Source organism: Pseudomonas sp. P7548, assembly GCF_013386585.1.
GTDB lineage: Bacteria > Pseudomonadota > Gammaproteobacteria > Pseudomonadales > Pseudomonadaceae > Aquipseudomonas.
In genome coordinates this window covers 126,683-149,864 of the sequence record NZ_JACARO010000020.1, presented here as the reverse complement: position 1 = coordinate 149,864, position 23,182 = coordinate 126,683, and the positions used below count along the sequence as shown (strand labels likewise).

24 protein-coding genes are annotated in these 23,182 nt (G+C 58.2%); 14 read left to right on the top strand and 10 right to left on the bottom strand.

From position 1 onward, the window contains the following. Positions 1 to 124: 124 nt before the first annotated feature. The 4 genes from HX803_RS11950 to HX803_RS11935 form a co-directional block, all read right to left on the bottom strand. Positions 125 to 916 carry a molecular chaperone gene (locus HX803_RS11950; RefSeq protein ID WP_178920789.1) on the bottom strand — a complete coding sequence of 264 codons (792 nt, stop codon included), beginning with the start codon at positions 914 to 916 and terminating at the stop codon, positions 125 to 127. A 92-nt stretch (positions 917 to 1,008) separates the two neighbouring features. Beyond that, a complete protein-coding gene (locus tag HX803_RS11945) occupies positions 1,009 to 1,572 on the bottom strand; it encodes a fimbrial protein (protein WP_178920787.1) in 564 nt (187 codons plus the stop codon). A 208-nt stretch (positions 1,573 to 1,780) separates the two neighbouring features. Next, on the bottom strand, positions 1,781 to 2,857 hold the full coding sequence (gene hppD / locus HX803_RS11940) for a 4-hydroxyphenylpyruvate dioxygenase (protein WP_178920785.1): 1,077 nt from the start codon (positions 2,855 to 2,857) through the stop codon (positions 1,781 to 1,783). A 243-nt stretch (positions 2,858 to 3,100) separates the two neighbouring features. Next, a complete protein-coding gene (locus tag HX803_RS11935) occupies positions 3,101 to 4,024 on the bottom strand; it encodes a DMT family transporter (protein ID WP_178920783.1) in 924 nt (307 codons plus the stop codon). 77 nt (positions 4,025 to 4,101) lie between these two features. Here HX803_RS11935 and HX803_RS11930 point away from each other — a divergent pair, with 77 nt between their 5' ends. The 3 genes from HX803_RS11930 to HX803_RS11920 all read left to right on the top strand — a co-directional run bounded on the left by HX803_RS11930 (position 4,102) and on the right by HX803_RS11920 (position 7,154). Next, positions 4,102 to 4,983, top strand: a complete 882-nt coding sequence (locus HX803_RS11930; RefSeq protein ID WP_178920781.1) for a LysR family transcriptional regulator — start codon at positions 4,102 to 4,104, stop codon at positions 4,981 to 4,983. Between the two features lie 67 nt (positions 4,984 to 5,050). After that, positions 5,051 to 6,592, top strand: a complete 1,542-nt coding sequence (locus HX803_RS11925) for an EAL domain-containing protein (protein WP_178920779.1) — start codon at positions 5,051 to 5,053, stop codon at positions 6,590 to 6,592. A gap of 199 nt (positions 6,593 to 6,791) precedes the next feature. Next, a complete protein-coding gene (locus HX803_RS11920; RefSeq protein WP_178920776.1) occupies positions 6,792 to 7,154 on the top strand; it encodes a histone-like nucleoid-structuring protein, MvaT/MvaU family in 363 nt (120 codons plus the stop codon). A 126-nt stretch (positions 7,155 to 7,280) separates the two neighbouring features. Here HX803_RS11920 and HX803_RS11915 read toward each other — a convergent pair whose 3' ends face one another. Next, positions 7,281 to 7,817, bottom strand: a complete 537-nt coding sequence (locus HX803_RS11915; RefSeq protein ID WP_178920817.1) for a DUF4946 domain-containing protein — start codon at positions 7,815 to 7,817, stop codon at positions 7,281 to 7,283. A gap of 198 nt (positions 7,818 to 8,015) precedes the next feature. Between HX803_RS11915 and gloA the strand changes: the two genes are divergently transcribed. Then, on the top strand, positions 8,016 to 8,537 hold the full coding sequence (gene gloA, locus HX803_RS11910) for a lactoylglutathione lyase (RefSeq protein ID WP_012724171.1): 522 nt from the start codon (positions 8,016 to 8,018) through the stop codon (positions 8,535 to 8,537). A 119-nt stretch (positions 8,538 to 8,656) separates the two neighbouring features. On the opposite strand, the gene ahpF is transcribed toward gloA, so the two are convergent. The 3 genes from ahpF to HX803_RS11895 all read right to left on the bottom strand — a co-directional run bounded on the left by ahpF (position 8,657) and on the right by HX803_RS11895 (position 11,979). Beyond that, entirely contained in the window at positions 8,657 to 10,222 is a 1,566-nt protein-coding gene (gene ahpF / locus HX803_RS11905) for an alkyl hydroperoxide reductase subunit F (protein ID WP_176996037.1), read from the bottom strand. Between the two features lie 127 nt (positions 10,223 to 10,349). After that, positions 10,350 to 10,913 (bottom strand): alkyl hydroperoxide reductase subunit C, encoded by a 564-nt coding sequence (ahpC, locus tag HX803_RS11900; protein WP_010210361.1) that lies wholly within the window; start codon positions 10,911 to 10,913, stop codon positions 10,350 to 10,352. Between the two features lie 133 nt (positions 10,914 to 11,046). Next, positions 11,047 to 11,979: a site-specific integrase gene (locus HX803_RS11895; protein WP_178920774.1), complete on the bottom strand. Its 933-nt coding sequence runs from the start codon at positions 11,977 to 11,979 to the stop codon at positions 11,047 to 11,049. Between the two features lie 170 nt (positions 11,980 to 12,149). Between HX803_RS11895 and HX803_RS11890 the strand changes: the two genes are divergently transcribed. Continuing rightward, the gene (locus tag HX803_RS11890) at positions 12,150 to 13,157 is read left to right on the top strand and encodes a DNA-binding protein (protein ID WP_178920772.1); all 1,008 of its coding nucleotides are present in this window, start codon (positions 12,150 to 12,152) and stop codon (positions 13,155 to 13,157) included. On the opposite strand, the gene gorA is transcribed toward HX803_RS11890, so the two are convergent. Then, on the bottom strand, positions 13,158 to 14,516 hold the full coding sequence (gene gorA, locus HX803_RS11885) for a glutathione-disulfide reductase (protein WP_178920770.1): 1,359 nt from the start codon (positions 14,514 to 14,516) through the stop codon (positions 13,158 to 13,160). It abuts the gene before it with no gap. 101 nt (positions 14,517 to 14,617) lie between these two features. Further along, a complete protein-coding gene (gene galU, locus HX803_RS11880; RefSeq protein WP_178920769.1) occupies positions 14,618 to 15,457 on the bottom strand; it encodes a UTP--glucose-1-phosphate uridylyltransferase GalU in 840 nt (279 codons plus the stop codon). Between the two features lie 308 nt (positions 15,458 to 15,765). Between galU and HX803_RS11875 the strand changes: the two genes are divergently transcribed. From HX803_RS11875 to HX803_RS11835, 9 genes are all read left to right on the top strand, one after another. Beyond that, entirely contained in the window at positions 15,766 to 15,951 is a 186-nt protein-coding gene (locus HX803_RS11875; RefSeq protein ID WP_029294643.1) for a hypothetical protein, read from the top strand. A 529-nt stretch (positions 15,952 to 16,480) separates the two neighbouring features. Beyond that, a complete protein-coding gene (locus tag HX803_RS11870; protein WP_256732838.1) occupies positions 16,481 to 17,002 on the top strand; it encodes a fimbrial protein in 522 nt (173 codons plus the stop codon). Positions 17,003 to 17,052: 50 nt separating this feature from the next. Beyond that, on the top strand, positions 17,053 to 17,604 hold the full coding sequence (locus HX803_RS11865; protein WP_178920766.1) for a fimbrial protein: 552 nt from the start codon (positions 17,053 to 17,055) through the stop codon (positions 17,602 to 17,604). Between the two features lie 19 nt (positions 17,605 to 17,623). Further along, the gene (locus HX803_RS11860) at positions 17,624 to 20,233 is read left to right on the top strand and encodes an outer membrane usher protein (protein ID WP_178920764.1); all 2,610 of its coding nucleotides are present in this window, start codon (positions 17,624 to 17,626) and stop codon (positions 20,231 to 20,233) included. Next, positions 20,230 to 20,991 (top strand): fimbria/pilus periplasmic chaperone, encoded by a 762-nt coding sequence (locus HX803_RS11855; protein ID WP_178920761.1) that lies wholly within the window; start codon positions 20,230 to 20,232, stop codon positions 20,989 to 20,991. The genes HX803_RS11860 and HX803_RS11855 overlap by 4 nt, the downstream gene beginning before the upstream one ends. A 21-nt stretch (positions 20,992 to 21,012) precedes the next feature. Continuing rightward, the gene (locus tag HX803_RS11850; protein ID WP_178920759.1) at positions 21,013 to 21,591 is read left to right on the top strand and encodes a fimbrial protein; all 579 of its coding nucleotides are present in this window, start codon (positions 21,013 to 21,015) and stop codon (positions 21,589 to 21,591) included. A 10-nt stretch (positions 21,592 to 21,601) separates the two neighbouring features. After that, a complete protein-coding gene (locus HX803_RS11845) occupies positions 21,602 to 22,096 on the top strand; it encodes a fimbrial protein (protein ID WP_178920757.1) in 495 nt (164 codons plus the stop codon). 13 nt (positions 22,097 to 22,109) lie between these two features. Then, positions 22,110 to 22,589, top strand: coding sequence for a fimbrial protein (locus HX803_RS11840; RefSeq protein ID WP_178920755.1), 480 nt, complete (start codon positions 22,110 to 22,112; stop codon positions 22,587 to 22,589). Positions 22,590 to 22,600: 11 nt separating this feature from the next. Further along, positions 22,601 to 23,149 carry a fimbrial protein gene (locus tag HX803_RS11835; protein ID WP_178920754.1) on the top strand — a complete coding sequence of 183 codons (549 nt, stop codon included), beginning with the start codon at positions 22,601 to 22,603 and terminating at the stop codon, positions 23,147 to 23,149. The last annotated feature ends 33 nt before the right edge of the window (positions 23,150 to 23,182 follow it).

The window sequence follows — 23,182 nt, the reverse complement described above, 5'->3', positions numbered from 1 at the left end:
CGCTGAGCAACCCACCCACTATCGTTTTTCGAAACCTTGCGGGCAAAACGGGGGCGTTGACACGCACCCAAAGCTGGACGTGATTTGGCATGGTCATGACTTCAGTAAGCTCGGATGGGAGGGGTCAACGCCGCAAAGCAGCCTGCTGCAGGGGCGAAAAAGCACCGAAATCGTTGATGTAGGTAAACGCCACCTGGGCATCGGCAGGCACCACCGCCACCGCCTGGCGCACGGGCAATGTCAGCGACGCGCCAGGCGCGACCATGCCGGGTTCGGCTGCAACGCTGCGGGCGCCCTTGTCGGTGCCCATCACCAGCGCAACGTCGTTAAACGTGACGTGATAGGCAGATGGGTTGTGTACCGTCAACGTCGGCCCTCGAGCACTCTGTACAACAGCCCAACGCAACTGACTGGGGGCTTCTTCGGGCTTGCCAGCCAATCCTGCCGGGCGGAAAAAAACCTTTGTGCGAATACGAAATGCGAAATACAACTGGTTGAGGTCACTGTCCTCGCGGTCGACATCGAACTCATCGGTCTTCGGCGGGACCTCCAGCACATTCAGCCAGAACAACGACTCCCGATCCTGCGCAAGCGGTTGCTGGGTGTACGACAAACGCATGGCCTGGCTTTTGCCTGAGTCCAGGCGAAAAACCGGAGGCGATAGGGTGAAAGGCACGTCGCTGGACTCAGGCCGCTGGTCTGGCGAACCATCATCCAGCCACGCCTGTACCAGGCGAGGTTTTTTCTTATCGTCGTTGGTCAACCGAACGGTGATTTCACGGCGCTGTTGCGGGTAGATCTGGCGCGTCCCCTCAATGATCACGCCGGCCACGACCAGCGGTGACGCGGACATAGCAGCCACGTAAACGGCTGCAAGCATCATGTAGCGTTTCAACGTGCTTGGTGGATGAAGCATGACGCGTTCCTTGATCCGATAGCTGCCTGCGCCCAGACATGACGGGGCGCAGGCTTCAAACAACGAATGACTGTGATATCAACGCGGAAGGATCAGGGGAACGTCACGCTGTACTGCACGTTGGTGCTGACCAGGCCTTTGCCGGCAGCGCCACCTGTGGCGATGTAGCGTGCATGGAACGGCAGGGTCGCAATGCCGCCAGTGACGGTGGCCGGTGTGGAGTTCTGGCTGGCGCGCAAGTCGATCGGTTTATTGATCGCCGCGTCGACGATTTGAACTTCAACATTCGACGCCGGTGTAGCGCTGGCCATGTTTTTCAGGTTGCCGGTGGCCGGGTTGATCGCTGGGCTGGTGGCCTCATACAAGACCGCGACCTTAGTGCCATCCCGGCAAGTGGCATTGCCGCCGACGTAGATAGCGTAGGCCTTGCTGCCGGCGGTGGCGCCATTCCCGGCGAGGGCGGAGGACTGGACAGTTGGAAGGACTACCGGAAAGTTAGCCCCCGACCCTGGCGCCGCGCCTGTACCGCCACTGATGGTGCACGTGGTCCCGGTGATCGCGCCGGTGATCGAGATGGTGCCATCGGCTGCGAACACCGAACCCGCACAGAAACCGGAAACGGCCAATAGTGTTGCAGCCAGCGTGTATTTTTTCATGCTAATGCTTTCCCTAATAGGTGACGGAGTAATCTGAAACAACGCAGGACACTGTTATTTGCGTCGTAGTACTGGGTGGCCGGCCGTCACAAGGGCGTTCCAACGTCGAAGGCGACAAATGTTTTAAGAGGTTTCTGACGTTCAGAGCAGGCATAAAAAAGCCCGGTCGAGCGGGGCTCGACCGGGCTGATTTGAAACGAAAACCGACTTAATCGGTGGTCAACACGCCACGACGCACCTGGTCACGCTCGATGGACTCGAACAACGCCTTGAAGTTGCCCTCGCCGAAGCCATCGTCGCCTTTACGCTGGATGAACTCGAAGAACACCGGGCCCATCAGGGTTTCCGAGAAGATCTGCAGCAGCAGGCGTTTGTCACCTTCGATGGACGAACCGTCCAGCAAGATGCCGCGGGCTTGCAGTTGGTCAACCGGCTCGCCGTGGTTCGGCAGGCGGCCCTCGAGCATTTCGTAGTAGGTGTCCGGTGGCGCGGTCATGAAGCGCATACCGATCTTCTTCAGTGCGTCCCAGGTCTTGACCAGGTCTTCGGTGAGGAATGCCACATGCTGGATGCCCTCACCGTTGAACTGCATCAGGAACTCTTCGATCTGGCCGGCGCCCTTGGACGACTCTTCGTTCAGCGGGATGCGGATCATGCCGTCCGGGGCGCTCATGGCCTTGGAGGTCAGGCCGGTGTATTCGCCTTTGATGTCGAAGTAGCGCGCTTCACGGAAGTTGAACAGCTTCTCGTAGAAGTTGGCCCAGTAGACCATGCGCCCGCGATAGACGTTGTGGGTCAGGTGGTCGATGACTTTAAGGCCTGCGCCGACCGGATTGCGCTCCACGCCTTCGAGGTAAACGAAGTCGATGTCGTAGATCGAGCTGCCTTCGCCAAAACGGTCGATCAGGTACAGCGGCGCACCGCCAATGCCTTTGATCGCCGGCAGGTTGAGTTCCATCGGGCCGGTTTCGATATGAATGGGCTGGGCACCCAGTTCAAGCGCGCGGTTGTAGGCCTTTTGCGAGTCCTTGACGCGGAATGCCATGCCGCACACCGACGGGCCGTGTTCCGCCGCGAAGTAGGAGGCGAGGCTGTCGGGTTCGTTGTTGAGGATCAGGTTGATCTCGCCCTGGCGGTACAGGTGCACGTTCTTGGAGCGGTGGGTCGCGACTTTGGTGAAGCCCATGATCTCGAAGATCGGCTCCAGGGTGCCCGGGGTCGGCGAGGCGAACTCGATGAATTCAAAGCCCATCAGGCCCATTGGGTTTTCGTATTGGTCTGCCATGGTGGCACCTCATCATTCTTGTAATAAACAGTGTTATTTGCGAGCAAGGATGAGGTTGCAGGGTGGCGCACAGGAAAGGCCTCGCACGCTGCGGGCGAGGAAGTCACCAAAGATGAGGGGGGAGCCGAGTCGCTTCATGGTGTCATCAGTCTCTGACGGCCTAGGCTTGCGTGAGCGCAAGTCCATATTCTTGTATGCGTAAATCGATTCTACACAGCGTAACAGTGTTTGTCCGTACTCTTATCAAATCCCCATTGCCCTGGCCCGTGCAAGGGGTTTGTTGCACAGGAAGATACCCAGCAGGATCACCCCTCCCCCCACTGACATGGCCAGGGTCAATTGCTCACCCAGCAACAGCGCCCCGCAGATGACGGCCGTCAATGGATTGAGCGCAATAAACACACCGGAACGCGTTGCGCCGATACGTCGGATGCCGTCGTAGTAGCCGATATAGGCCACGGCGGACCCCAACACACCCAAATAAAGCAGGCTCAGCAGTTGAGGCGCATGGATCGCATGGAACGCTGCAAACGTGAACCGGCCCATGATCAGGCTGGCGAGCGTCAGCATCAGGGTTCCCAGCAACACCGACCAGGTGACGGTTTGCAACGGGCCTAAAGCCTTGTTGAGCTCCCGGGAACACAACGAGTAGACGCCCCACCCCGCCACACAACCGAAAATCAGCAGATCCCCGCGCCAGGCCAGGGCTGTGCCCTGCAGCAACTGTGGATTTCGGCTGACAATGACCGTTGCGGCCCCACCCAGGCACAGGGCGATACCTGCAACCTTATTCGCCCCCATCCGCTCCTTGAACACAAGCCAGGAGGCCAGGCCAATCACCGCCGGGTTCAACGCGACGATCAGCGATGCCCGGGAGGCGTTGATGAACTGCAGACCATAGAAAAAACACAGGTTGTAGAAAAAGATGCCGAAGAACCCAAGCAGCGCCAAGCGCAGAAGTTGCCCGGCGCTGGGGCGCACGAGAGGAACGCGTGCGCAGGCCATGAACAGCAGCAGTGCCACGCTGGCCATGAGAAAACGCAGGCTGGAGGCCAGCAGCGGGTCAATCGTACCCGCCAGAAAGCGTCCTGCCACAAAGGTGCCCCCCCAGACCATGGTGACGGCGGCCAGCTTTAGATAGGTAACGTGGTCGGAAGAATCACGCATGAACACAGTGCTCGATGAGGAAAGGATTGGCGCATTGTTCTGGTAATCTCAGCTCATCGTAAAATGAGTGTTTGCTCATGACCCTGACCCAGCTTGAAATCTTTTCCCTCGTGGCCGAGCTGCAAGGCTTCACCAGTGCAGCCCAACGCCTGGGTATCAGCCAGTCGGCGGTGTCCCATGCCATCAAAGGGCTGGAGCAGGAGCTGGGTGTGGACCTGTTCCGGCGTCACCAATCCCAGGTCCAACTCACGGATATCGGCACGCAGTTGCTGCTGCGCGCGCGGGCCATGCTTGGCCTCGCGGACACGTTGCAGCAGGAAGCCGCCGATGCCCGGGGCCTCAAGCGCGGCACGCTGCGCATCGGCTCGTTCGGCCCAACGTCTTCCATTCGTTTGTTGCCACGCATCCTCACGCGGTTTCATCAGGCGTATCCGGGCATCGAGGTGCACATCGATGAAGGCCCCGACCGGCAGGTTGTACAGTGGCTGGATGAGCGGCGGATCGACATTGGTTTTGTGGTGCTGGAGCAGGAGCGCTACGACACGTTCCCCGTGTTCACGGACGAAATGGTCGCCCTGCTACCGGCCAACCACACCTTGGCCAAGCGCCCTGCCCTGGCCTTGAAGGACTTGTGCGCCGATCCGTTCATTCTGACCGAGGCCGGTTCCTCGGAGTTGGTGTCGCGCTTGTTCAACACTGCCCGCCTCACGCCGAATGTGCGCTACCGCTGCGCGCAGTTGCTCAGCACGCTGGATGTGGTCAGCCGTGGAGAGGCGGTGACGGTGGTGGCGCAAGCGTCGCTACCGCTCACCCCGGACCCGCGTTACGTGCAACGCCCCCTGATACCGGCTGTTCCACGCAGTATCGGGTTGGCGGTGCTGGACCGACGGCAATCCTCCCCGGCAGCGCTGGCCTTTATTCGGGTAGCGCAAAGCCTGGACTATTCGTCGTTGGGTTAACTCAGGCGAGCTTAATCAGCCCGGGCCATCTATCATCGTCCTATTCCAGCCACAGGCCGCATTGTCCATGCCCCTCACCGTCACAGGCCCGCGAAAACGCGCCACGCGCTACCTGATCACCACCTTCAGCGGCCTGTTACCCATCGCCTTGGGTGTGGTCATCCTGTACTGGCAAGCCGAGCGTACCTTGCAATTGAGCACGGCCCAGACCGCACAGGAAGCCGTTCGGCAATTCGACCTGATGCTGGACAATACCTATCTCGCCGCCCAGGCCTTATTGCCACTGGCCGGCCAGCCGTGTGACAGCGGTGCGCAACTGGCGCTGCGTGAACAGGTGACCCGCCGCCCCTTTGTGCGAGCCACGACCCTGTCCTGGAAGAGAAACATCTATTGCACATCGCTGTTTGGCGGCAACTACGAGTCGGCGGTCAACCCGGACGATTACGTTGATGGCACGCTGTGGTTGATGAATGGCAACCCGGTCACGCCCGATACCGCGCTACTCGTGTACCGGCTGGTAGATGGCGATAAAGCCGCGTTTGCCTCTATCGACGGTTACCACCTGACCAACGCCCTGCGCCTGATCAGCCGTTACGCGCACCTTATCCTGCAAGTGGGCCCCAACTGGCTGGACGCCGAGGGCAAGGTGCATGACAACGCAGTGCCGCAGTTTCCCGTGGCCCATCATCACTTGGTGTCTTCGCGTTATCACTACAGCGTCGACGCCGGCATGCCCGCCGGTGAAGTGTGGCGCTACATGGAAGCCCGCTACCCCGCGCTGTTCAGCCTGCTGATGTTCTTTGGTGTATTGGCCGGCGTGCTTGCGCACTGGTTGCAAAAGCGTTCATCGGCACCGACCCACGAGTTGCAGCGGGCTTTGGGGGCCAACGAGTTCATTCCCTACTTCCAGCCTGTGGTACGTGGCGACACCCGCCAATGGGCCGGTTGCGAAGTGTTGATGCGCTGGCAGCACCCGAAGGAAGGCCTGGTGCGCCCCGACCTGTTTATTCCGTTGGCTGAGCATTCCGGCCTGATCGTGCCCATGACCCGGTCGCTCCTGCGTCAGACCGCTGCTCAGTTGGCCCCCCATGCCGAGCGTTTCTCGCCGGGTTTTCACGTGGGTGTGAACATCACCGCGCGGCACTGTCAGGACCTCGCGCTGGTAGACGACTGTCGCGAGTTTCTTGCGGCCTTTACACCAGGCCAGGTCACGCTGGTGCTGGAGTTGACCGAACGCGAGTTGATCGAACCTACCGACATCACACGCCAGCTATTCGACGCTCTGCATGAACTGGGCGTGATGATCGCCATCGATGACTTCGGTACTGGACACTCGAGCCTGGGTTACTTGCGTAACTTCAATGTGGACTACTTGAAGATCGACCAAAGCTTTGTCGCGATGATCGGCGCGGATGCGCTCTCGCGGCATATTCTGGACAGCATCATTGAACTGTCCGGCAAACTCGACCTGGGGATCGTCGCCGAAGGCGTGGAAACAACCGAGCAATGCGAATATCTGGCGGCACAAGGTGTGGATTTCCTGCAGGGTTATCTGTTCGGACGGCCTCTTCCATGTGAGGAGTTCATTAAATCACTGAGCAGCCATTGAATAGCCATCTACCACCCTTGATGAAAGCGTGTTATTTCGACAAAAGTCATGATTTACTCGTGATGAATTAACTACTACAATTTTTCGTGCCTGTGCACAACTCGCAGAAAGGTTTCTTTCTTTGAGTCACCTTAAAGCTCTTGGCTTATAGCGTTGTCTGCAGTTGATATCAGCCAAATACACTATTGGAGTACAGATTTTGTCCAGACTCGCCGAATTTCGCGCAGCAGAAAAAGCCCTTCAAGAGCAGCTTGCCCAGCTGGAATCCCTGAAGAACGACGCCGGCCTGAAGAAAGAAATCGAATTCGAAGAAAAGCTTCAAGCGCTGATGAAGACCTACGGCAAAGGCCTGCGCGACATCATTTCCATCCTTGACCCTAACCCGGGCAAGGCCTCCGCTGCTGTCGCCGCGCCTAAACAGCGCCGCGCACGTGTGGTCAAGGTCTACCAGAACCCGCACACCGGTGAGCTGATCGAAACCAAAGGCGGCAACCACCGCGGCCTGAAGGCCTGGAAAGAACAGTACGGCGCCGCCACTGTAGATTCCTGGCTTCGCGGCTGATCAACATGCACTAACAAAGAGCCCCGCACATGCGGGGCTTTTTGTTTAAGTCTGGCGAGGAGCGCCAAGGTTCGAAATCGAACTTAACTAACAGTTCATCTCTTTCACAATCGAGGGACGCCCTGCTTATAGTTTCAGGCTTGCACGCACCGCACTGACTTCATCTTTGCTTGCTTCGTAGGCCTGCGCCTGGCCCGCGTACGAAAAGACATACGCCTTATCGGCATCTACCGCCCCCACTAGTGTTTGCGACAACACATGTCGCCCGTTCTCGGTAATCACACAAGTGGTTTCCAGTGCATCAAGACGACTCAATGTCGAGGGGTGCATCTTGCTGCACACGCTTTGATAACCGCCTTTGGCAAAATCCTTCTGGATGGATTTGCGCATTTCCAGCAGCACGCCTTGAAGATTAACTTTATGCCCGGCATCGATCGGCGTTGCGGTCAACTCCATGACCATCAAGGTAGTGCCATTTTCATCGTTCTTGATTGCGCGTTGGCGCGACACGGTTGCAGGGGTGGCGGGCGCTTGATCATCCGACACCACTTCTTCCACTTGCCAGCCGCTGGGCCAGTGGATTTCCGGGTCGGCGGCCAGCGCAAACGGGCTGCCCAACAGCAGGCACAACGAACTCAACAGCGGTTTACGGAACTCAATCATTGCCAGAAACACCCAAGGTTCAAGCCTCAAAGTTTGAGGCCCGACACCGACTGGTCGCAAGCGCCGCGTGACCTTTTTCATTTGGCGCCCTGGGCGGGCCTTGCGTATCATGACCCCGCTGCACGGATGCCAGCCGCAAGCCAAGGGAACGCTCCTGTCACCGGAGCCGCGTTTGCCCCATTTTTTTCTGGAGGGCCCATGAGCCTGCACGAACTGAACACTTTCCCGGGCGTCACTGCCCAGCCCGACACCGCCACCGCGAACTTCGTGTTCAACCACACCATGCTGCGGGTCAAGGACATCACCAAGTCGCTGGACTTCTACACCCGCGTCCTGGGGTTCTCCCTGGTTGAAAAGCGTGATTTCCCGGAAGCCGAATTCAGCCTGTACTTCCTGGCCCTGGTGGACAAATCCCAGATCCCGGCCGATGCCGCCGAGCGCACCCAATGGATGAAATCGATCCCGGGCATCCTGGAACTGACCCACAACCACGGCACCGAAAACGACGCCGACTTCGCCTACCACAACGGCAACACCGACCCACGCGGTTTCGGTCATATCTGCATTTCAGTGCCGGACATCGTCGCGGCGTGCGAGCGTTTCGAAGCCCTGGGTTGCGACTTCCAGAAGCGCCTGAGCGATGGCCGCATGAAAAGCCTGGCGTTCATCAAGGACCCGGATGCGTACTGGGTTGAGATCATTCAGCCTGCGCCGCTGTAACCTGTAGGAGCCGGCTTGCCGGCGATGCCGATTTCAAAATGGTCATCGCCGGCAAGCCTGCGCCTACGGACAGCAAAAAGCCCCGTGATTGCTCACGGGGCTTTTTGTTTGTGGCCCAATCAGGCCGGGGCAGACGTGCGGATCAGGTGATCGAACGCACTGAGGGAAGCCTTCGCGCCCTCGCCTACTGCAATCACGATCTGCTTGTACGGCACCGTCGTGACGTCACCGGCAGCGAACACGCCAGGCAGTGAAGTCTCGCCGCGTGCATCCACGATGATCTCGCCGCGTGGTGTCAATTCCACGGTGCCTTTGAGCCAGTCGGTGTTGGGCAACAGGCCGATCTGCACAAAGATCCCTTCCAGGTCGATGGTCTTGAACTCACCGCTGTCGCGATCCTTGTAGGCCAAGCCCGTGACTTTCTGGCCGTCACCTTTGACTTCACTGGTCAGGGCGCTGGTAATCACGTCCACGTTCGGCAGGCTATACAGCTTGCGCTGCAACACAGCGTCGGCGCGCAACTTGCTGTCGAACTCCAGCAAGGTGACGTGGCTGACGATGCCGGCCAGGTCGATGGCCGCTTCAACGCCGGAGTTACCGCCGCCGATCACCGCGACGCGTTTGCCCTTGAACAACGGGCCATCGCAGTGCGGGCAGAAGCACACGCCCTTGGCCTTGTATTCCTGCTCGCCCGGCACACCCATTTCACGCCAGCGGGCGCCGGTGGCCAGGATCACGGTCTTGGACTTGAGGGTTGCACCGCTTTCGAAGCGAATTTCGTGCAAGTCACCGGCGTTTTTCGCCGGGACAAGCGCACTGGCACGCTGCAGGTTCATGATGTCCACGTCGTACTGACGCACGTGGGCTTCCAGGGCGCTGGCCAGTTTGGGGCCTTCGGTTTCCTGTACCGAGATAAAGTTCTCGATGGACATGGTGTCCAGCACCTGACCGCCAAAGCGCTCAGCGGCGACGCCGGTGCGGATGCCTTTACGGGCCGCGTAGATGGCCGCGGAAGAACCGGCTGGGCCACCGCCGACGACGAGGACATCAAAGGCGTCTTTGGCGCTGATCTTTTCGGCGGCTTTTTCGATGCCGCTGGTGTCGAGCTTGGCGAGGATCTCTTCCAGGCCCATGCGGCCCTGGCCGAAGTTCACGCCATTGAGGTACACGCTCGGTACCGCCATGATTTGGCGTTCATCGACTTCAGCCTGGAACAGCGCACCGTCGATGGCAACGTGGCGGATGTTCGGGTTGAGCACGGCCATCAGGTTCAGCGCCTGGACCACATCCGGGCAGTTCTGGCACGACAATGAGAAGTAAGTCTCGAAGTTGAACTCGCCCTTGAGGGCACGGATCTGTTCAATCACTTCGACACTGGCCTTCGACGGGTGGCCACCGACTTGCAGCAGGGCCAGCACCAACGAAGTGAATTCATGACCCATGGGGATGCCGGCGAAACGCAGGCTGATCTCGGCACCCGGGCGGTTGATGGAGAACGACGGCTTGCGCGCATCATTGCCATCGGTTTTCAGGGTGATCAGCGTGGTGAGGCTGACAACATCCTGCAAAAGGGCAAGCATTTCCTGGGATTTCGCACCGTCATCAAGGGAGGCGACGATCTCGATCGGCTGGGTGACCCGTTCCAGGTATGACTTCAACTGAGCTTTAAGATTGGCGTCCAACATACGGGCGATTTCCTGTTCATTCGGTTTATTGCAGACAAAAAAACGCCCGAGCGAATCTCGCCCGGGCGTTTTGAGGGCGGATGCAGCTTACTTAGGTGCGGCGTACCGCCCTTGAGACTTCACAGACTTAGATCTTGCCGACCAGGTCCAGGGACGGAGCCAGGGTAGCCTCGCCTTCTTTCCACTTGGCTGGGCATACTTCGCCTGGGTGGGCAGCGACGTACTGGGCCGCCTTGATTTTGCGCAGCAGTTCGGAAGCGTCACGACCAACACCGCCGTCGTTCAGCTCAACGATCTTGATCTGACCTTCTGGGTTGATCACGAAAGTACCGCGGTCTGCCAGGCCAGCTTCTTCGATCAGCACGTCGAAGTTGCGGGAGATGGTCAGGGTTGGGTCGCCGATCATGGTGTACTGGATTTTGCCGATGGCTGGCGAAGTGTTGTGCCAGGCAGCGTGGGCGAAGTGGGTGTCGGTGGAAACGCTGTAGATTTCGACGCCCAGTTTCTGGAATTCGGCGTAGTTGTCAGCCAGGTCTTCCAGCTCGGTTGGGCAAACGAAGGTGAAGTCGGCTGGGTAGAAGAACACAACGGACCACTTGCCTTTCAGGTCAGCGTCGGACACATCTACGAAGTTGCCGTTTTTGTATGCAGTCGCTTTGAACGGTTTTACTTGGCTGTTGATGATAGGCATCGTTGACTCTCCGTCAGGGGTTAAGAAGTTGATGAGGTGAATCCTACCCACTCTCTCGACCGATGGCTCATTGGCAAACCTGATGCTGGTAATTGGTTTTCCCTATCAGGTAACTGTATTAATAGAAGAAATCTCAAATCAGCGGTTGGGTGGCCAACGTCATGCCGAGAAAGGGCGTCGCTTCAACATAGCGCATGGCGGATTTCATGTCGTTCCAACCGACGTAACTCATCAGCGACTTCAGGTCCCAGCCGCTGCGGTGGGCCCAGGTGGCGAAGCCTCGACGCAGTGAGTGACTGGTGTAGTGATCCGCAGGAATACCCGCTCGCTCCAGGGCCTGACGCAACAGTGGAATCACGCTGTTGGGATGCAACCCCTCCTCGCCCAGGTTGCCCCAGCGATCAATCGCACGGAATACCGGGCCGCGCACCAGTGCAGAGGTGCTGAGCCACTCGCTGTAGGCCTGCACCGGGCAAAGCCGCAACAGCGCCGGCGTCTGATAAGTCTTGCCGAGGTTGTCACGGTCACTCTTGCTGCGCGGCAGGTACAGGCTGATGCCAGCCCCGGGCATAGCTTGAACGTGCTGGATTTCCAGGCGACAGAGCTCATCGCTACGAAACCCGCGCCAGAACCCCAGCAGGATCAGTGCCGTGTCGCGCTTGGCGCGAAGCAAGCCAGGCATGTCCTGGGCGTCACTCGCCGCCTTCGCTTCGGCCTCTAAAGAGGCAACCACCTGCTCCAGATGCTTGAGCTGCAGAGGCTCAGCCTGCTTTTCCCGCGCAGGGTGCACAGCACGAATCCCTTTGAGCACCTTACGCACCATTGGTGCCTTGGTCGGGTCTGGAAACCCCTGGCTGGTGTGCCACTGCGCCAATGCTGACAGCCGCAACTTCAACGTGTTGACCGCCAGCACGCCAGCATGGGCGACCAGATAACGCGCCACGCTGTCGCTGGTGGCCGGCAGGAAACCGCCCCAGCTCACTTCAAAATGCTCGATGGCCGCACGGTAGCTGCGGCGGGTGTTGTCGCGGGTGGCCGCGTTTAGGTAACGATCCAGATCGCTCATGAGGGGCCTATTCGTACTGCCATTGGGCGCTGCGCGCGCAAAAGCACGCCTGACACGGGATAATACGCCAATATCCCATCTGTTAAATCATTATTTTTAACATATTTTTATTGATGATATAGTATGTAAATACATACCACATACCACACTATCAAATCGACGGAGACCTCATGGCGCGCGGCGGCATCAACAAAGCAGTGGTTCAAACGGCCCGCCTGGCCATCCTGGCCCGTGGCGAGAACCCCAGCATCGACGCAGTACGGATCGAAATGGGCAACACCGGCTCGAAAACCACGATTCATCGCTATCTGAAAGAACTGGACGACAGCGAAACCCGCCTGACCATCACCGAGGCGCCCATCGACGACGAGCTTGGCGAACTGGTGGCGCGGCTGGCCCAACGCCTGAAAGAAAAAGCCCAGGAGCCCATCGACCTGGCCCTGGCGCAATTCGAACAACAGAAAACTGCCCTGCTCGCCCAGCTGGAAACCCTGGAAGAAGCCCACGGCCAACTCAAGCAGCAATTTGATATTCAAGCCTCCGCCCTGGCCGAGGAAAGCGCTGCCCTGCAAACCACCACCACCAGCCTGCAGACCGAGCAGACCCGCAATGCCGGGCTGAGCCAGGCCTGCAGCGACTATGAGTTGCGGATCAAAGACAAGGACGAGCAGATTCGCTCACTGGAAGAAAAGCATCTGCACGCCCGGGACGCGCTTGAGCATTACCGCAACGCAATCAAGGATCAACGCGAGCAGGAGCAGCGCCGCCATGAGGGGCAACTGCAACAGGTCCAGGCGGAGCTGCGCCAGGCCCAGCAGAGCGCATTGGTGCGCCAGGACGAAATCACGCAGTTGCACCGCGACAACGAGCGACTGCTGATCGAGCACCGCGTGACCGCGAAAGAATTGACTGCACTGCAGGAACAAACCCGAAAAGACCAGGCCCTGCAGCTCAAGTTGAGCGAACAGGTCAGCCAGATCGACAGCGAACGCACGCTGCTTCAGGAACGCTTGCGCGTTGCCGTGCTGGAAAGTCAGTCGCGCCAGGAGTCGCTGGCAACTCACCAACAGGCAAACAAAGCGCTGGAACTGGACCTGATCAAGGCCCAGGCCAGTATCGAGGCATTGCGTCTGGCCGCCGTCGTTGCAACGGCGCCAGAGCAGACACCGCCAGCCTGATCAGCCGGCCACAGGCGTGCGCATAGTGACGAACTCTTCCGCCGCCGTCGGGTGCACGCCGATGGTTTCATCGAAATGCCGCTTGGTCGCGCCCGCCTTGAGCGCGATCGCCAAGCCCTGCACGATCTCGCCGGCGTCGGGGCCGACCATGTGGCAACCCAGCACCTTGTCGGTGTCAGCGTCCACCACCAGCTTCATCAAGGTTTTTTCCTGGCAGTCGGTCAAGGTCAGCTTCATCGGCCGGAAGCGGCTTTCGAAGACCTGCACATTATGGCCGTTCTTCTTCGCCTCTTCTTCGGTCAAGCCCACGGTGCCGATGTTCGGCAAGCTGAACACCGCCGTCGGAATCATGGCGTAATCCACTGGGCGGTACTGCTCGGGCTTGAACAGGCGACGCGCTACGGCCATGCCTTCGGCCAGGGCAACCGGCGTCAACTGCACGCGACCAATCACATCACCGATGGCCAGGATCGACGACTCGGCGGTCTGGTACAGGTCATCCACTTCAACGAAGCCGCGTTTGTCCAATTTGACGCCGGTGTTTTCCAGCCCAAGGTTATCCAGCATCGGGCGACGGCCGGTGGCGTAAAACACGCAATCGGCTTCCAGTACACGACCGTCCTTGAGAGTGGCCTTGAGGCTGCCGTCCGCTTGCTTGTCGATGCGCTCGATGTCTGCGTTGAATTGCAGGTCCAGGCCCCGCTTGGTCAGCTCTTCCTTCAGGTGCGTGCGCACCGAGCCATCAAAGCCGCGCAGGAACAGATCGCCGCGATACAACAGCGAGGTCTGCGCGCCCAGCCCGTGGAAAATGCCGGCGAACTCGACGGCAATGTAGCCGCCCCCCACCACCAGCACGCGTTTTGGCAGCTCTTTCAGGAAGAACGCTTCGTTGGAGCCGATGGCGTGCTCGCGCCCCGGAATTTCCGGGATCTGTGGCCAGCCGCCGGTGGCAATCAAGATGTGCTTGGCAGTGAAGCGCTCACCGTTGATTTCCACCTGATGCGGGTCCACCAGCCGCGCATGGCCTTCATGCAAGGTCACGCCACTGTTGACCAGCAGGTTGCGGTAGATGCCATTGAGGCGGTTGATTTCGCGGTCCTTGTTGGCGATCAGGGTTGCCCAATCAAAGTTGGCCTCACCCAACGACCAGCCAAACCCGCTGGCTTGTTCAAAGTCTTCGGCAAAATGCGCGCCGTACACCAACAGTTTTTTCGGCACGCAACCGACGTTTACGCACGTACCGCCCAGGTAGCGGCTCTCGGCTACCGCCACCTTGGCACCAAAGCCCGCAGCAAAGCGTGCAGCACGAACACCGCCGGAACCGGCGCCAATTACATACAGGTCAAAATCGTAGGCCATTTCACTCTCCTCGGCAGGCCATCAGCATACCGACTTACGTGGGGCTGAAAAACGAAAAAGCCACCCGAAGGTGGCTTTTTACTTGGTGGGGCTGACTGAACTCAGTAGGCCTTGCCGGTCTTGTAGAAATGCTCGAAGCAGAAGTTGGTCGCCTCAATGTAGCCTTCGGCGCCACCGCAGTCGAAACGCTGGCCTTTGAACTTGTAGGCAATCACGCAGCCGTCTTTGGCTTGCTTCAACAGGGCGTCGGTGATCTGGATTTCGCCGCCTTTGCCTGGCTCGGTTTCTTCGATCAGCTTGAAGATGTCCGGGGTCAGGATGTAGCGACCAATGATCGCCAGGTTCGACGGAGCATCTTCCGGCGCTGGCTTCTCAACCATGTCACGTACGCGGATCAGGCCATCGCCGATTTCGTCGCCGGCGATCACGCCGTACTTGTTGGTTTCCGAAGGGTCCACTTCCTGGACCGCAACGATGGTGCAACGGTACTTTTTGTACAGGTCGACCATCTGCTCCAGCACGCCCTTGCCGTCCAGGTTGACGCACAGGTCATCCGCCAATACCACGGCGAATGGTTCGTCACCGATCAGCGGGCGGCCGGTCAGGATCGCGTGGCCCAGGCCTTTCATCTGGGTCTGGCGAGTGTAGGAGAACGAGCACTCGTCCAGCAGACGACGGATGCCGACCAGGTATTTTTCCTTGTCGGTGCCCTTGATCTGGTTTTCCAGCTCGTAGCTGATGTCGAAGTGGTCTTCCAGCGCGCGCTTACCACGGCCGGTCACGATGGAGATTTCGTTCAGGCCGGCATCCAGTGCCTCTTCGACGCCGTACTGAATCAGTGGCTTGTTCACCACCGGCAGCATCTCTTTGGGCATGGCTTTGGTCGCTGGCAAGAAGCGAGTGCCGTAACCGGCTGCTGGGAACAAGCATTTCTTGATCATATAAGTCCTTACTAAAGGGCTGTGCGTACGGAATTCGGCGCAGTCTAATCAGGCCGCAGTCACCTTACAATGGGTCCTGCTGGCGTTGCGATGTCATCATAGAGAAAAAATGTCGGCGTAAGTTCCGCTGATCCTACGAAGAGCTTCACTGGCTGCATGGCAAAACAAGCCTTTGCCCCCTTGCTTAAAGGGGCTGCAACCGTTTTACCACGCTTTTGACCATACGACACTGACCTGCAACAACTTGCGCGGCCCGAGGTCATTTGGCGCTATCATGGACCGCTTGAACCAGACCACGAGATTGACAGATGTCCGAACCAAAAGGCGTAAACGGCTACTTGATCACGAAGCGAGCAGACGGCTGGCACCTGATCAACTTCCACGGCGACAGCGTTGCCGGTGCTTTCGCAACCGAAAGCCAAGCGATTGCAGTGGCTGAAGTGTTCGTGGACGAAGCAGGCCACGCGTCGAGCAAACGACCTAAGGGCAAATAAGCTTATCAAGCCACACAGAAAGCCCCGTTGATCGGGGCTTTTTTGTGCGCGCGCGTTTTTAGCCACCCTCAACCTTACTTGCCCAACACCGCACTATTCGTTGAGATGAATGCATACCCCCCCCTATTGCATTCACAAAGCTGTAATACCGTTCTTACAACTAACACACCATGTAAACCCCGCTCAACAATCGTCGTGTAGTTAATATCCTACAGCCGAAACTCTAGTTTTGGCAAATAGCCATAATCCACCTACATATTCCGATACATCTAGACTACGCAACTAAACGAATCCAGCGACTTACTTTTTAAAGTACGGCCCTGACAATCACCTGACTTCGGAAAAAGCCTGAACAGGCAATACAACTAGTTGGAAAATTTAAAACTTTCCACGTTCAAGTCGAGGGCGGGCCCGAAGCATTAATACCAGCGTCGCAATGGCATCGACCATTGCTGTATGCCTGGAAAGTCCTGCACGCAACTGCGTTGGGATTGACTGATGACATTCACTAATAGATGGGTCTTTGCAAATGAAAACTGAAATGAAAACTGCGCTGTTGTCTCTCGGGCTGTTGATGGGATCGATGCCTGCCGTTCAAGCGGCGGATGGAACCGTTACGTTTTACGGCTCGGTTCACTCTGGCGCCTGTTCTATCAAGCCTGAATCCGTAGATCAATCAGTTAACTTGGGGACCATCGCAAAGCATCAACTGCAAGCCGGAGGCAAATCCAGCGCCCGGCCTGTACGCATTGAACTTGAAGGCTGCGACCTGACTGGCCTTACCGACAACACGGTGACGACCACCTTTACAGCGGCGCCATCGACCGTGGTGCCTGGTGCGATCGGCACCGTCGGGGGCGCGGGCAACATTGGCATCATGATGACCCATGGTGGCGCGCCTATCGACCTGGGTACACCGACCCGCCCGCAGGCCATTGTCGCCGGTGATAACACCCTGGAATTCGGTGCCTATGTGCAGGGTGCAGCCACGGGCGACATCGTCCCCGGTGATTTCAGCGCCGTCACCAATTTCACCCTGGCTTATCAGTGAGTATTCCCCCCGCCACCACAGTGGCGGGGGGCAACTGGCGGGAGATAACGGTGAAAACATTCAAAAACCTCGCTATTACCAGCTCACTGATGATGTCCATCGGACAAGTACTTGCCCAAGGTCAAGGCGACGGGGTTGTGACATTGGGCGGAGAGATCATTGATTCTGCCTGCGGGCTGGAACTGTCCAGTGTCGATCAGACAATCGAAATGCCTCCGGAGCCCATCGGCCGGCTGTTGCGAAATACGCTGGGCGCACCACACCCCTTTCAACTGCGCCTGGTCAACTGTTCATTGACACGCCCCGATCCGAATCGCCCAGGCGCAACGCTGCCCGACTGGGAGCATCTGCGGGTAACGTTTGATGGAGCCCCCGACAGGGATGGCCGCTCCTTTGCTGCCACAGGCCTGTCCCAAGGCGCGGCGTTTCATATTTGGGATTCCACAGGCCAGGAGAGTGTCCCGGGCGAGCGCATGGCCCCGCATCCCTTGAATGAGGGTGACATGACACTGAACTACACGCTTCGTCTGGTCGGCAACGGGTTGCAGTTATTGCCCGGCGCGCACAGTGCCGCAGTGCGATTCAGGCTGGAATACTTTTGAACATTGATGGGTTGCTTTCATGCTGAATGCATCGAAGATAAAAAATACATTACGCCCAAGTTTAGTATTTGGCGGCTTGATATCCATGGCTGGGACTGCACTGGGCGCTGGGGATATCGAATTTAATACCGACGTTCTTGATCTCAGTGATCGCTCCAACATTGACTTGTCGCAATTTGCACGTAAAGGATTCATTCTGCCGGGCACGTACTCAATGACCGTACAGATTAACAACCAACCTATATCAGAACAGTCCGTCGCGTTTTACCCACCCGACGATGATCCTAAAGGGAGCCAGGCCTGCTTATCGCAAAACATTATTGAGCAATTGGGTTTGAAATCTTCAATCATTGAAAAACTCAATGGGTGGAAACAGGGTGAGTGCCTGGATATTCAGGAGCTGCCCGGAACGGAAGTCAATGGTGACCTGGCAACTTCCACACTCAACATTAATTTGCCCCACGCTTATCTTGAATACAGCGACATTAATTGGGACCCCCCTTCTCGCTGGGACGAAGGGGTGCCTGGCCTGCTGATTGACTACAACATGACGGCGCAGACCGGCCACCAGAAGAATGACGGGACCCGCACCAACTTCAGTGGTAACGGAACGGTGGGGGCCAATGCCGGTGCGTGGCGTTTGCGGGCTGACTGGCAGGGCCGTGTCGACCCTGACCGTGCGGACTCGTCCGAGCGTCGTCAGCGCCTGGAGTGGAGCCGTTACTACGCCTATCGCGCCATCCCGCAATTGCAGGCCCGGCTGATTGTGGGTGAAAACTACCTGTATTCGGATCTGTTCGACAGCTTCCGCTTCACCGGTGCCGCACTCAATTCGGATGAGAGCCAGTTGCCGCCTAACTTGCGTGGTTATGCGCCTGAGGTGGTGGGCGTGGCCAAAACCAACGCCAAGGTCATTGTCAGCCAACAAGGCCGCGTGCTGTATGAAACGCTGGTTGCAGCAGGTCCTTTTCGCATCCAGGACCTCAATGATGCAGTGACCGGTCGGCTGGATGTGCGGGTAGAAGAGCAGGATGGCTCGGTACAGACGTTCCAGTTCGATACGGCTGGGGTGCCATACCTCACGCGCCCAGGGCATATTCGCTACAAAGTGGCGACGGGGCGTCCGTCCAATCTGCACTACGGCGCCGAGGGTGACTTTTTCGGCACGGGTGAATTTTCGTGGGGGGTCAGTAACGGCTGGTCGCTGTATGGCGGCGGTATCACGGATAACAACTACGGCGCATTGTCTGCCGGGGTCGGCCGCGACTTGCTGGCCTTCGGTGCGCTCTCGCTGGATGTCACTCAATCTCGTGCGCAAGTATGGGGTGAGTCGCTCTCGGGCAAATCGTACCGCCTTCAATATTCCAAGCATTTCGAGGAGTACGACAGCCAAGTCACCTTTGCCGGGTATCGATTTTCCGAGAAGAACTACCTGAGCATGAGCGAATACCTGGACGCTCGTCATTACGGCATGAATGGCGAACTCGCCGGGCGCGACGCCAACGGCGACCTTCTGAAAAGCTGGAGACCGATCGGTGATAGCAAGGCGTTGTATACCGCAACGGTGAACAAGCAGTTTCGTGACCTAGGGGCCACGGTGTACGCCAGCTACAACAAACAAACCTACTGGGGGCGCTCGGCCACTCAGCGTTGGAACCTGTCGGCATCTCGCTACTTCAATGTCGGTACCGTCAAAAACCTGAATGTATCCCTGAACCTTCATCGCACCCAGGACTACAACTACAAGGACAACGGTGTTTCGTTGGCGATCAGCCTGCCGTTCGGGCCCACCGGCACGCTGTCGATGGACGGCAGCCGAGTCTCAGGCAAGAACAGTCTCGGCACGCGCTATAACGATCGCCTGGATGAACGCAACAGTTACCAGATCAGCGCCAACGACAAGTCCGTCAGTGGCTACTTGAATCATGTCGGCAATTTGGCTGACGTTGACCTGGCCGCAAGCAAGCAGGAAGGCGGTTACTCAACACTCAGCGTATCGGCTCGCGGCGGTGGCACGCTCACGCCCTATGGCGCAGCGCTGCATCGCACCAACAGTACAGGCGGAACCCGCCTGATGGTTGACACCGGCGGTGTACCCGATGTGCCAGTGCGCGGTTACGGCACGCCGACCCGCAGTAACGCCTTCGGCAAAGCCGTGATCGTCGACGTAGCCAGCTACTTGCGCACAGCCGCCAGCGTCGACCTGGAGAGCTTGCCGAGCAATGTCGAAGCCACTCAATCCGTCACACAGCTGACGCTCACCGAAGGCGCTATCGGTTACCGGTCCCTGCCGGTGATCGCCGGTGAAAAAGCCATGGCCGTTCTTCGCCTGCCCGATGGCAGTTCACCGCCCTTTGGCGCCACCGTCAAAAACGTAAAACAACAGGACACCGGCATCGTGAACGATGGCGGCAGCGTGTACCTGAGTGGCATCCAGGCCGGCGGACAAATGGTCGTCAGTTGGGGCGGCGCCGAACGCTGCATCCTCAACCTCCCCGACGTGTTGCCCGCTGATGGCTTGAGCGATGCCCTGCAACTGGGCTGCCGGATGGTGGCCGCTGATCAATCCTTACCTGAGCCCGCGACGTTGACCGGCAAGCGTGCCGAAACGGAGAACACATCCTCATGAACCTCTACACACGTTTCACTTGTCAGGTCCTCACCTTATTGGCGCTGGGTTTGAGCCACGACGCCAACGCTGCGGTTGGCCTAGACCGCACCCGCGTGATCTTTGATGGTGGCAAAGACGCTACCAGCGTGAATATCACCAACAACAACACCCAATTGCCGTATTTGGCACAGGGGTGGATTGAGGATGAGGCGGGTAAAAAAATCACGTCCCCCCTGATCGTGTTGCCACCGGTTCAACGGTTGGAGCCGGGGAAACAAAGCCAGATGAAAGTGCAGGCCTTACCGGCCGCCAAGACATTGCCGCAGGATCGAGAGACGGTCTACTACTTCAATTTGCGGGAAATTCCTCCACGCAGTGACAAGCCCAACACCTTGCAAATCGCACTGCAGACCCGAATCAAATTGTTCTATCGGCCGCAAGCCATTACGCCGACCCAGCAAGACTTGTCCAACCCATGGCAGGAAAAGCTGACCCTTACTCGCGAAGGCGACCGCTACCAGGTGAACAACCCGACGCCCTACTACGTCACTCTGGTCGATGCGCGCAGCGCCAAGGACGGCAAAACCTTGCCCGGTTTTGAACCGCTGATGATCCCCCCAAAAGGCTCGCTGGCCCTGGGGCCAACCGTCAAGGCACTTGGCTCAACCCCGCACCTGGCCTACGTGAACGATTACGGCGGACGCCCACTGATGGCTTTTACCTGCAGTGACAACACCTGCAAGGTCAACGCGCAAGCACCTACCCCCAATGAGTAGTGCCTGGCACCGGAGAAGGTCATGAAGCTGCATAACATGAAGGTCCTGGGCGTACTCCTGCTGGCCTGTATGGGGGGAGCACACGCTCAGGAGGATGATGTCGAGGGTATGAGCGGCATGCTTAACATCAGTGGGTCCATGCATGAAACCCCTTGCAGCCTGGAAATGACATCACTGCATCAAACCATTGACCTGGGCGCCTTTTCGACCAGCCAACTGCAGCGCCCTGGCGACCAGGCCAACCCAATCGCGTTCCAGTTGCGTTTTGCCGATTGCCAACGCAAAGCCGGCGGCATCCGCAGTGAACGCACGGGGAATTTGGTGTGGAGCGCATTCCAACCGGTGGTGTCGGTGGCGTTTTATGCGCCCGCTGATACCGATGACACCCGATTGGTCAAAGTACAAGGCATCACCGGAATGGGCCTGCAACTGACCGATGCTTTAGGGCGCGATGTACAGCTTGGCTCAAGGGGGGAACCTCTGTTCCTTCCTCTGGGCAGCAATACCCAGACCTGGAAGGTCCAGCCCACGCGCACCTCCGCTCAATTAAGTAGCGGGGCATTTCGGGCCGTGGTGGATTTCAGGCTCAATTATGAGTAAGGGCAGAACGATGGCGAACTCAACCGGCCCCTGGGCCTTACTAATAGGAGGCAGCCTGCTGTGGGCGATTTGCCAGGGTGTGCAGGCCGATACCAACCTGACCATTCGCGCGGTCATCATTGCGCCTCCGCCCTGTGTGATCAACAGCGGCACCACGCTCAATGTGCCTTTCGGCAATGACCTTCTGACGTCACGGGTGGACGGCGTCAATTACCGTCGAAATGTGCCTTATACCGTCACCTGTAATTCGCCTTTCAGCAATGCGCTGACTCTGGAACTCAAGGGAACGGGAGCGGCGTTTGACGGCGCCGTGCTCGTGACCCGCAAGGCCGATCTTGGCGTAAAGCTGTACGTCAACGGTGCAGCCTGGCCGCTGAACAGGGCCGTGAATTTTACCTACCCAAACATCCCTGTCGTGCAGGCGGTGCCGGTCAAGCGTGCAGGCAGCAAATTGACCGGAGGGGCATTTGATGCAACCGCCACTCTGGTAGTCGATTATCAATGAAGAGGAATGATCAATGAGAAGCTGGCAACAGCGAGCGTTGCTCGCCTTGTGCTCCATCGGCCTGTGCGGTGGTGCATTGGCCAACCTGACGTTCAGCGGAACCTTGAACGAACCGCCGCCTTGTACCATTGATGCAGGCAATACCATTGAAATCGACTTTGGAGATGTAGGCGTAAAACGTGTCGACGGTGTGAAGTACCGCAAATCGGTTCCCTACATCATCAACTGTGGCTCGGACACCCTCCCCTGGGTGCTGAAGCTCACCGTCAACGGTACGCCCACGGCATTTGATGGCGCAGCGGTGCAGACCAACGTTCCGGCGCTGGGTATCCGGGTCTTTCAGAATAACGTGCCGTTTCCACTCAACACGCCCATGAACATTACTTTGTCGACACCGCCGACATTGGACGTCGTGCCCGTCAAACAAGCCGGTGCAACGCTGGCCCCTACACGGTTTGCAGCGGTGGCCACGCTGTTGGCTGAATACCAGTAGGAACCACGTCTATGCGATTTGAAATGGATCATAAAAAGTGGTCGTGCGCCTGGCTCGCGTTATTGATGACCTTCGGCTTGCCGGACAAGGGGTCTGCGGCAGACAACCTGAGCTTCAAGGGCAACCTGGTGGAAGAGGCTTGCACGATTCGCCCGGGTGACGATGCGATCACGCTGGAACTCTGGGACGTCACCAGCAAGCACCTCTACCTCAATACGCGCACCCAGGGTAAGGGGTTCAGGGTGCATCTGGAGAACTGCGACACCACGATTGGCGACTCGGTCACCCTCCTGCTCAGCGGTACGGAAAACACTAAGTTGCCAGGCTTGTTCGCACTCGATGGTGGCAGCGGCGCCACGGGGATTGGCCTTGGTATAGAAACCCCGGGCAATAAACCTTTACCCGTCAACACCGTCAGCGACAAACAGGTGTTGAGTACCGGCAGCAATGTGATTGAGCTCAAAGCCTATGTGCAGGGCGAACCGGATGCGATCCGGGACCAAACCATCGGGCACGGCAGATATACGGTGACGTCAACGTTTACGCTGGACTATCCGTAACAGCCCCAGACAAACCTCACCTCTCGCCGGGCG